Consider the following 7,358-nt stretch of genomic DNA (forward strand, 5'->3'; position numbering starts at 1 on the left):
AAGCAAGGGGTGATCACCCGGTGCTTCTCCCGAGGTCGAGCCGTGCCACGCGCTCCACGTTCTGCCGGTCCTCGGCGTCCTCGCTCGCCTCCGCTGCGAACCAGGCGTCGAGGATCTCCTTGAGCAGCGGCTCGGACGTCAGCCGCAGGCTGAGCGCGAGCGCGTTGGCGTCGTTCCAGCGGCGGGCGCCGTCCGCGGTGTACGCGTCCGTGCACAGCGCGGCCCGCACGCCGGGCACCTTGTTCGCGGCGATGGAGGCTCCCGTGCCGGTCCAGCAGCACACGACCGCCTGGTCCGCGGCACCCTCGGCGACCTCGCGCGCGGCGGCCTCCGAGCAGGCGGCCCACTGGGGATCGTCGCCGGGGCTCAGCGCACCGTGGGGCACGACCTGGTGACCGCGCCGTCGCAACTCCGCGACCAGCAGGTGCGCCACGGGTTCGTCCATGTCGGAGGAGACGGAGATCCGCATGCCCGGAGACTAACGCCGTCACGGCCGATCCCCCAGTGCGCGAGGGCGGGCCGGTCCGCCCCCGCGCGCCCCCTCCTCAGCCCAGCACCCCCAACGGGTCGTCCAGTACCGGCTGCCACGCCAGTTCCGCCGCGCCGACCAGGCTGTTGTGGTCGAGGGTGCAGGGGAGGATGGGGACGCCGCCACTCTGGCCCCAGAGGCTGCGGTCGGCCACGACGGCGCGCAGGCGGTCGGGGTCGGCGTTCAGCAGGGTGCGGTGGAGGCCGCCGAGGATGATGCGGTCGGGGTTCAGGATGTTGACCAGGCCCGCGAGGCCGAGTCCGAGGCGGTCGATGAGCACCTCGGTGGCCGTACGGACGGACGGGTCGTCGTAGTGATGGCGGATCAGGTCGATGGCCTGCTGCAGGAGGGAGACCTCCGGGCCGGGGTCGCGTCCTGCCGCCGTGAGCAGGGCCAGCGGGTCGGCCTCCACGTCGAGACAGCCGCGGCCGCCGCAGTGGCAGGGGCGGCCCTCGGGGTTGACGGTGAGATGGCCGACCTCCAGGGCCAGTCCCGAACTGCCCGTGTGCAGACGGCCGTCCAGCACCAGCGCGCCGCCCACACCGCGGTGGCCGGTGGCCACGCACAGCAGGTCACGGGCTCCGCGTCCGGCGCCGTGCCGGTGCTCGGCGAGGGCGGCGAGGTTGACGTCGTTGCCCGCGAAGGCGGGTCCGTCGATCCCGGCCTCGCGTACGCGCTCGGCGAAGATCCGGCGGACCGGCGCGCCCACCGGCCACGCCAGATGCAGCGGGTTCAGCGCCAGGCCGTCGGGCTCGGCGACCGCGGACGGCACGGCCAGCCCGGCGCCGACGCAGCGCCGTCCCGTGGTGCGCAGCAGTTCGGCGCCCGCCTCCACGACCGAGCCGAGGACCTTCGCCGGGTCGGCGTCGACGGTCTCGCAGCCCGGCGCGGTCTCGACGATCCGGCCGCCGAGGCCGACCAGTGCCGCCCGGAAACCGTCGGCGTGCACCTGGGCGGCCAGGACGACCGGCCCGTCCTCGGCGACCGAGAGCCGGTGCGAGGGCCTGCCCTGGGAACCGGCCGCCGCGGCGGGCCGGGCGTCCACCCGGATCAGCCCGAGCGCCTCCAGTTCGGCGGCGACCGCACCGGCCGTGGCGCGGGTCACGCCGAGTTCGGCGGTGAGCACCGCGCGGGTGGGGGCGCGGCCGGTGTGCACGAGCTCCAACGCGGGCCCGAGCGCACCGCGCCCCCGGTCCAGGCGCGTCCTGGAGGTGGTCCGTTCCCCCGTCGGCCGGGGGTCCGCCTTGCCGCTCATGTGGGCGAGTCTCCCATGATCCGCAGATACGTCGGCTACAGGCCGCTGACTCTGAGTGTGATGTTCAGACGTCCCGTCAGCCCCAACTCGGGCGGTGCCGTGCCCGGCTGCACCTTCGGCACACCGTGGTAGGCGAGCCGCGACGGTCCGCCGAACACGAACAGGTCGCCACTGCGCAGCTCCACGTCGGTGTACGGCCGCCCCCGGGACTCGGTGTTGCCGAAGCGGAAGACGCAGGTGTCGCCGAGGCTCAGGGACACCACCGGCGCGTCCGACTTCTCGTCGCTGTCGCGGTGCATGCCCATGCGGGCGTCGGCGTCGTAGAAGTTGATCAGCGCGATGTCGTACGCCGGGGCCGGTTCGGCGATGTTCGTGTCGTACGGCGACACCGGTGCGCCCGGACGCTCCTGCCCCGCGCCCTCCCCCAACGCGTCCCGCACCGCGCGGCGGCCCAGTTCGCGCAGGCGGTCGGGGAACGGCTTCACCGGGGAGCCGTCGCCGTCGACGACCGTGCGGGCGTAGGCGTACGGGTACCAGTGCCAGCCCAGACAGACCTGCCGGGCGGTCATGGTGCCACCGCCAGGTGTGCGGACCGTGCGCAGGCCGGCCGGCGGGCGGGCCCACTCACGGCAGGCGCGGAGCAGCTCGCGCTGGTGTGCCGCGTCCAGCCAGTCGGGCACATGCACCGCGCCGGGCGCGATCTGCTTGCGCTCGCGTGGAAACAGCTCAATCGGCTCGGGCTCCATGCCCGCCATCCTCCCCCACCGGCCGTGAGCTGCGGCTCGGCTAGCCTTGGCCCCACGATGAACGACCGTATGACAACGCCCTGGGGCGAGCTCGCGCTGACCCGTTTCCCGGAGGACCCGCGCGAGAGGCTGCGCGCCTGGGACGCCGCCGACGAGTACCTCCTGCAGCACCTGGCGGAGCAGGAGATCCCGCTCTCCGGCACGGTCGTGGTCCTCGGCGACCGCTGGGGCGCGCTGGCCACCGCGCTGGCGGCGCAGCGGCCCGTGCAGATCACCGACTCCTACCTCGCGCAGGAGGCGACCCGGGCGAACCTGCACCGCGCCGGGGCCGAGCCCGGCGCCGTCCGTCTGCTCACCACCCAGGACCCGCCGCCCGACCGCGTCGACGTCCTCCTGGTGAGGGTGCCCAAGAGCCTCGCGCTGCTGGAGGACCAGCTGCTGCGGCTGGCGCCCGCCCTGCACGAGGGGACGGTGGTCGTCGGCACGGGGATGGTGAAGGAGATCCACACCTCGACGCTGCGGCTCTTCGAGCGGGTCCTCGGGCCGACCCGCACCTCGCTCGCCGAGAAGAAGGCCCGGCTGATCTTCTGCACGCCGGATCCGTCGCTGGAGCGGCCCGCCAACCCGTGGCCGTACACCTACGCCCTCCCCGACGGCATCGGCCCGGTCTCGGGGCGCACCGTGGTCAACCACGCCGGCGTGTTCTGTGCCGACCGGCTGGACATCGGCACGCGCTTCTTCCTGGCGCATCTGCCGCCTGCGCGCGGCGGCCGGGTGATGGACCTGGGCTGCGGCAACGGCGTGGTCGGTACGGCGGTGGCGGTGGCCGATCCGGCTGCCGACGTGCTGTTCGTGGACGAGTCGTTCCAGGCCGTGGCGTCGGCGGAGGCGACGTACAAGGCCAACGGCGTGCCGGGGCCTGCGGAGTTCCGGGTCGGGGACGGGGCGGCGGGGGTGCCGGCCGGGAGCGTCGACCTCGTGCTCAACAATCCGCCGTTCCACTCGCATCAGGCGACGACCGACGCGACGGCGTGGCGGATGTTCACCGGGGCGCGCCGTGTGCTGCGCCCCGGCGGTGAGCTGTGGGTGATCGGCAACCGGCACCTGGGGTATCACGTGAAGCTGCGCAAGGTGTTCGGGAACAGTCAACTGATCGCCGGGGACTCGAAGTTCGTGGTGCTGAAGGCCGTGAAGCAGTAGGCGGTCAAGCAGTCGGCCGTCAAGCATGAGTCCCTGAGGCAGTGGGTCGCAGCGTCCGGTCAGGCGGGCGGCCGGTCAGGCGGGCCGCCGCCGGGCGAGTGTCGTGATGATGCCGGTGACGGCCCGCGCCATCGCCTCCCTTCCCGCCTTCAGATACGTACGGGAGTCCACCGCGTCGGGGTGGTCGGCCAGGAACGCGCGGATCGCGTCCGTCATGGCGATGTTGAGGGCGGTGCCGACGTTCACCTTGGCGATGCCGCCCGCGACGGCGGCGGCGAGTTCGTCGTCCGGGACTCCGGAGGAGCCGTGCAGGACGAGCGGTACGTCCAGAGTGCTGGAGAGCCGTTCGAGGAGGCCGTGGTCGAGGGTGGCGGTGCGGGTGGTCATGGCGTGGGTGCTGCCGATGGCCACGGCGAGGGCGTCCACGCCGGAGTCGGCGATGTAGGCGCGGGCCTCGGCGGGGTCGGTGCGGGCGCCGGGCGCGTGAGCATCCAGTGCGGGCTGGCCCGCCTTGCCGCCGACCTGCCCCAACTCGGCCTCGATCCACAGGCCTTGCCCGTGCGCCCAGTCGGCTGCGGCCCGGGTCGCGGCGAGGTTGCGGTCGTAGGGCAGCCGGGCCGCGTCGTACATCACAGAGCTGAATCCGGCGTCCGCGGCCTGGTGCAGCAGATCGTCGCTCTGGACGTGGTCGAGGTGCAACGCGACGGGCACGGCGGCGTGTTCGGCGGCGGCGACGGCGGCGCGGGCCAGCGGCAGCAGCCGTCCCTGGCGGAACTTGACGGCGTTCTCGCTCACTTGGAGGACGACGGAGGCTCCCGCCGACTCGGCGCCGGCGACGACCGCCTCGATGTGCTCCAGGGTGATGACGTTGAAGGCGGCGACGGCCGCGCGCTCGGCGGCGGCCCGCTCGACGAGTTCGCCGGTGGGGACGAGGGGCACGGCTTCTCCTTTTGAGAGGCGCGGCGGGGACGGTGGTGGCGCGTATTCCGAGAGGCGAATTCCGAGAGGTGCGTCTTCCGGTGGCGCGTCAGGGCGACGCGTCCTCCGGTGACGCGTCCTCCGGTGACGCGTCCTCCGGTGACGCGTCCTCCGGTGACGCGTCTTCCGGGAGGTACGTCTTCCGGTGGCGCGTCAGGGCGACGCGTCCTCCGGTGGCGCGTCCTCCGGTGGCGCGTCCTCCGGTGGCGCGTCTTTCGGTGGCACGTGTTCCGGTGGCGCGTCAGGGTGCGAGGATCACCGAGCGGGTGAGGTGACGGGGCCGGTCCGGGTCGAGACCGCGGGCCGCGGCGACGGCGACCGCGAGACGGTGGACGCGGACCAGTTCGGCAAGCGGGTCGAGGCCGCCCGGGATCCACAGTCCGCCGGTGGCGCGCACCTGGTCGGCCAAGCCCTCGGGGGCGTCGCCGAGCATCCAGGTCGCCGTGCCGCGGGTGGTGATGCTGATCGGGCCGTGCCGGTACTCCATCGCCGGGTAGGACTCCGTCCAGGCGAGTGAGGCCTCACGCATCTTCAGGCCGGCCTCGTTGGCCAGGCCCACCGTCCAGCCCCGGCCGAGGAAGGTGAACTGCGTGCAGCCGACGAGCCCTTCGGGCAGCGGGGTCGCGAGCGCGGTGCGGCCGTCGTCGACGACGGCGTCGTTGTGCAGACCGAGATGGGCGCGGAGCAGAGTGAGCGCCGTCGTGGCGAACCGCGTCTGCACGACGGACTGTTCGTCCGCGAAGTCGAGCACGACGATGTCGTCGGCAGCCTGCATGACGGGCGTGTCCGGGTCGGCGGTGATCGCGACCGTGCGGGTGCGTCCCTTCAACTGCCCGAGGAGGTCGAGGACTTCGGTGGTGGTGCCGGAGCGGGTGAGCGCCACGACGCGGTCGTACGAGCGGCCGAGGGGGAACTCGGAGGCGGCGAAGGCGTCCATCTCGCCCTGTCCCGCGCCCTCGCGCAGCATGGCGGCCGCCTGGGCCATGAAGTACGAGGTGCCGCATCCCACGATCGCGACCCGCTCGCCGGGTGCCGGGAGCGCCTCGCGGTGCCCGGGTGCGGCCGCCGCGGCCCGTGTCCAGCACTCGGGCTGGCTGGTCAGCTCGTCCTCGACGTGGGTCATGCCGGGTCCTCCCCAGGTGGATTCCCGTTCGAAAGGCTTCTTGCTTGTTTCTGCAAGATACAGCGTACTTTCGAGCATAATCAAGCAATCGACTGCATACGGTGTGCGCTAGGGTCGCCGGGAGATCGAGGAACGGAGGGCGGGGATGTCGCGGGACGCCCGCTGGAAGGTGCTGCTGGAACTGCTCGTCGAGCGCGGTCGGCTGGACGTGGAGGAGGCGGCCGTCGAGCTGGAGGTCTCGGCCGCGACGATCCGGCGCGACTTCGACCAGCTCGCCGAGCAGCAGATGCTGGTGCGAACCCGGGGCGGCGCCGTCGTCCACGGGGTGTCGTACGAGCTGCCGCTGCGCTACAAGACGGCCCGCCATGCCTCCGAGAAGCAGCGGATCGCGAAGGCGGTGGCGGACCTCGTCGCGCCCGGCGAGGCGGTGGGGCTGACCGGCGGTACGACCACCACCGAGGTGGCGCGCGCACTCGCCGTGCGCAGCGATCTCGCCTCCGGCTCGCCGGCGCTCACCGTCGTGACGAACGCCCTCAACATCGCCAACGAGCTCGCCGTGCGCCCCCAGTTCAAGATCGTGGTGACCGGCGGGGTGGCGCGCCCGCAGTCGTACGAACTCATCGGACCGCTCGCGGACGGCGTGCTCGGCCAGATCACCCTCGACGTGGCTGTCCTCGGCGTCGTCGCCTTCGACGCCGCCCACGGCGCGGCCGCACACGACGAGGCGGAGGCCGCCATCAACCGGCTGCTGTGCGAGCGCGCCGAACGCGTGATCGTCGCCGCAGACTCCAGCAAGCTGGGGCAACGCGCCTTCGCACGCATCTGCGACGCCGACACGATCGACACCCTCGTAACGGACACGGCGATCGCCACGGACGAGGTACGCAGGTTCGAGGAGGCGGGACTGAGGGTGCTGCCGGTCTGACCCGGACCCGGGCGCCCGGCGCCCTTCGCCGACTCACCGCCCGATCCCCTCATCCCCTGCCCGCGCCGCCCGCCTCACTGCGCAACCACCTCACCGCGCGACCGCGCACCACCGCACCGCCTGGCGCCGCGCCACACACCGCGGCTGCCCGTCCGCCACACCACCGCACCGCCCCATCGCCTGGCCGCCCACCGCGACACCAACTCCCCGCCTGAACGCCCGGCAGCCCCACCGCCCTGCCACCGCACCGCCCCACCGCCTGTCCATCGCACCGCCGCCTGGCTGCCTCACCGCCCGTCCGCCGCACCGCCGCACCGCATGGCCGCCTCACCGCGCGGCCGCCCATCCGCCGCACTGCCAACCCGCCACGCCACACCGCCAGCCCGCCTGACTCCCAGCCCGCCCCACCGCCAGCCCGCCTCACCGCCCGTCCACCGCAACGCATGGCCGCCCCACCGCGCGGCCGCCCATCCGCCGCACTGCCAACCCGCCACATCACCTCGCCAGCCCGCCCGACCCCCGCACCACCAGCCCGCCACACCGCCGCACCACCCGACCCCCGCCCCACCCACCCCCCCCCCCCCCCCCCCCCCCCCCCCCCC

The 7,358-nt window shown here is 73.7% G+C and carries 7 protein-coding genes; 2 read left to right on the top strand and 5 right to left on the bottom strand.

What is annotated here, in order from left to right; genetic code table 11:
• Positions 1-13 precede the first annotated feature (13 nt).
• The 3 genes from MQN93_RS23105 to MQN93_RS23115 all read right to left on the bottom strand — a co-directional run bounded on the left by MQN93_RS23105 (position 14) and on the right by MQN93_RS23115 (position 2,530).
• Positions 14-469: an RpiB/LacA/LacB family sugar-phosphate isomerase gene (locus MQN93_RS23105; RefSeq protein ID WP_242711077.1), complete on the bottom strand. Its 456-nt coding sequence runs from the start codon at positions 467-469 to the stop codon at positions 14-16.
• A gap of 76 nt (positions 470-545) precedes the next feature.
• Positions 546-1,784: an ROK family protein gene (locus MQN93_RS23110; RefSeq protein ID WP_242711078.1), complete on the bottom strand. Its 1,239-nt coding sequence runs from the start codon at positions 1,782-1,784 to the stop codon at positions 546-548.
• A gap of 35 nt (positions 1,785-1,819) precedes the next feature.
• Positions 1,820-2,530 carry an alpha-ketoglutarate-dependent dioxygenase AlkB family protein gene (locus tag MQN93_RS23115; RefSeq protein WP_242711079.1) on the bottom strand — a complete coding sequence of 237 codons (711 nt, stop codon included), beginning with the start codon at positions 2,528-2,530 and terminating at the stop codon, positions 1,820-1,822.
• 57 nt (positions 2,531-2,587) lie between these two features.
• Between MQN93_RS23115 and MQN93_RS23120 the strand changes: the two genes are divergently transcribed.
• On the top strand, positions 2,588-3,730 hold the full coding sequence (locus MQN93_RS23120; RefSeq protein ID WP_242711080.1) for a methyltransferase: 1,143 nt from the start codon (positions 2,588-2,590) through the stop codon (positions 3,728-3,730).
• 75 nt (positions 3,731-3,805) lie between these two features.
• Here the strand turns inward: MQN93_RS23120 and MQN93_RS23125 are convergent, their stop codons facing one another.
• Both MQN93_RS23125 and MQN93_RS23130 read right to left on the bottom strand, forming a co-directional pair.
• A complete protein-coding gene (locus MQN93_RS23125; protein WP_242711081.1) occupies positions 3,806-4,669 on the bottom strand; it encodes a class II fructose-bisphosphate aldolase in 864 nt (287 codons plus the stop codon).
• 280 nt (positions 4,670-4,949) lie between these two features.
• Complete coding sequence (locus MQN93_RS23130) at positions 4,950-5,831, bottom strand: SIS domain-containing protein (RefSeq protein WP_242711082.1); 882 nt, start codon at positions 5,829-5,831, stop codon at positions 4,950-4,952.
• Between the two features lie 145 nt (positions 5,832-5,976).
• Between MQN93_RS23130 and MQN93_RS23135 the strand changes: the two genes are divergently transcribed.
• On the top strand, positions 5,977-6,756 hold the full coding sequence (locus MQN93_RS23135) for a DeoR/GlpR family DNA-binding transcription regulator (RefSeq protein ID WP_242711083.1): 780 nt from the start codon (positions 5,977-5,979) through the stop codon (positions 6,754-6,756).
• The last annotated feature ends 602 nt before the right edge of the window (positions 6,757-7,358 follow it).

Origin of the sequence: Streptomyces spinosisporus (genome assembly GCF_022698145.1) — a bacterium.
GTDB lineage: Bacteria > Actinomycetota > Actinomycetes > Streptomycetales > Streptomycetaceae > Streptomyces > Streptomyces spinosisporus.

Bases quoted from the DNA above. Each gene is read 5' to 3' on its own strand.
- MQN93_RS23105 (WP_242711077.1), bottom strand. From the start codon at position 469: ATGCGGATCTCCGTCTCCTCCGACATGGACGAACCCGTGGCGCACCTG.
- MQN93_RS23110 (WP_242711078.1), bottom strand. From the start codon at position 1,784: ATGAGCGGCAAGGCGGACCCCCGGCCGACGGGGGAACGGACCACCTCC.
- MQN93_RS23115 (WP_242711079.1), bottom strand. From the start codon at position 2,530: ATGGAGCCCGAGCCGATTGAGCTGTTTCCACGCGAGCGCAAGCAGATC.
- MQN93_RS23120 (WP_242711080.1), top strand. From the start codon at position 2,588: ATGAACGACCGTATGACAACGCCCTGGGGCGAGCTCGCGCTGACCCGT.
- MQN93_RS23130 (WP_242711082.1), bottom strand. From the start codon at position 5,831: ATGACCCACGTCGAGGACGAGCTGACCAGCCAGCCCGAGTGCTGGACA.
- MQN93_RS23135 (WP_242711083.1), top strand. From the start codon at position 5,977: ATGTCGCGGGACGCCCGCTGGAAGGTGCTGCTGGAACTGCTCGTCGAG.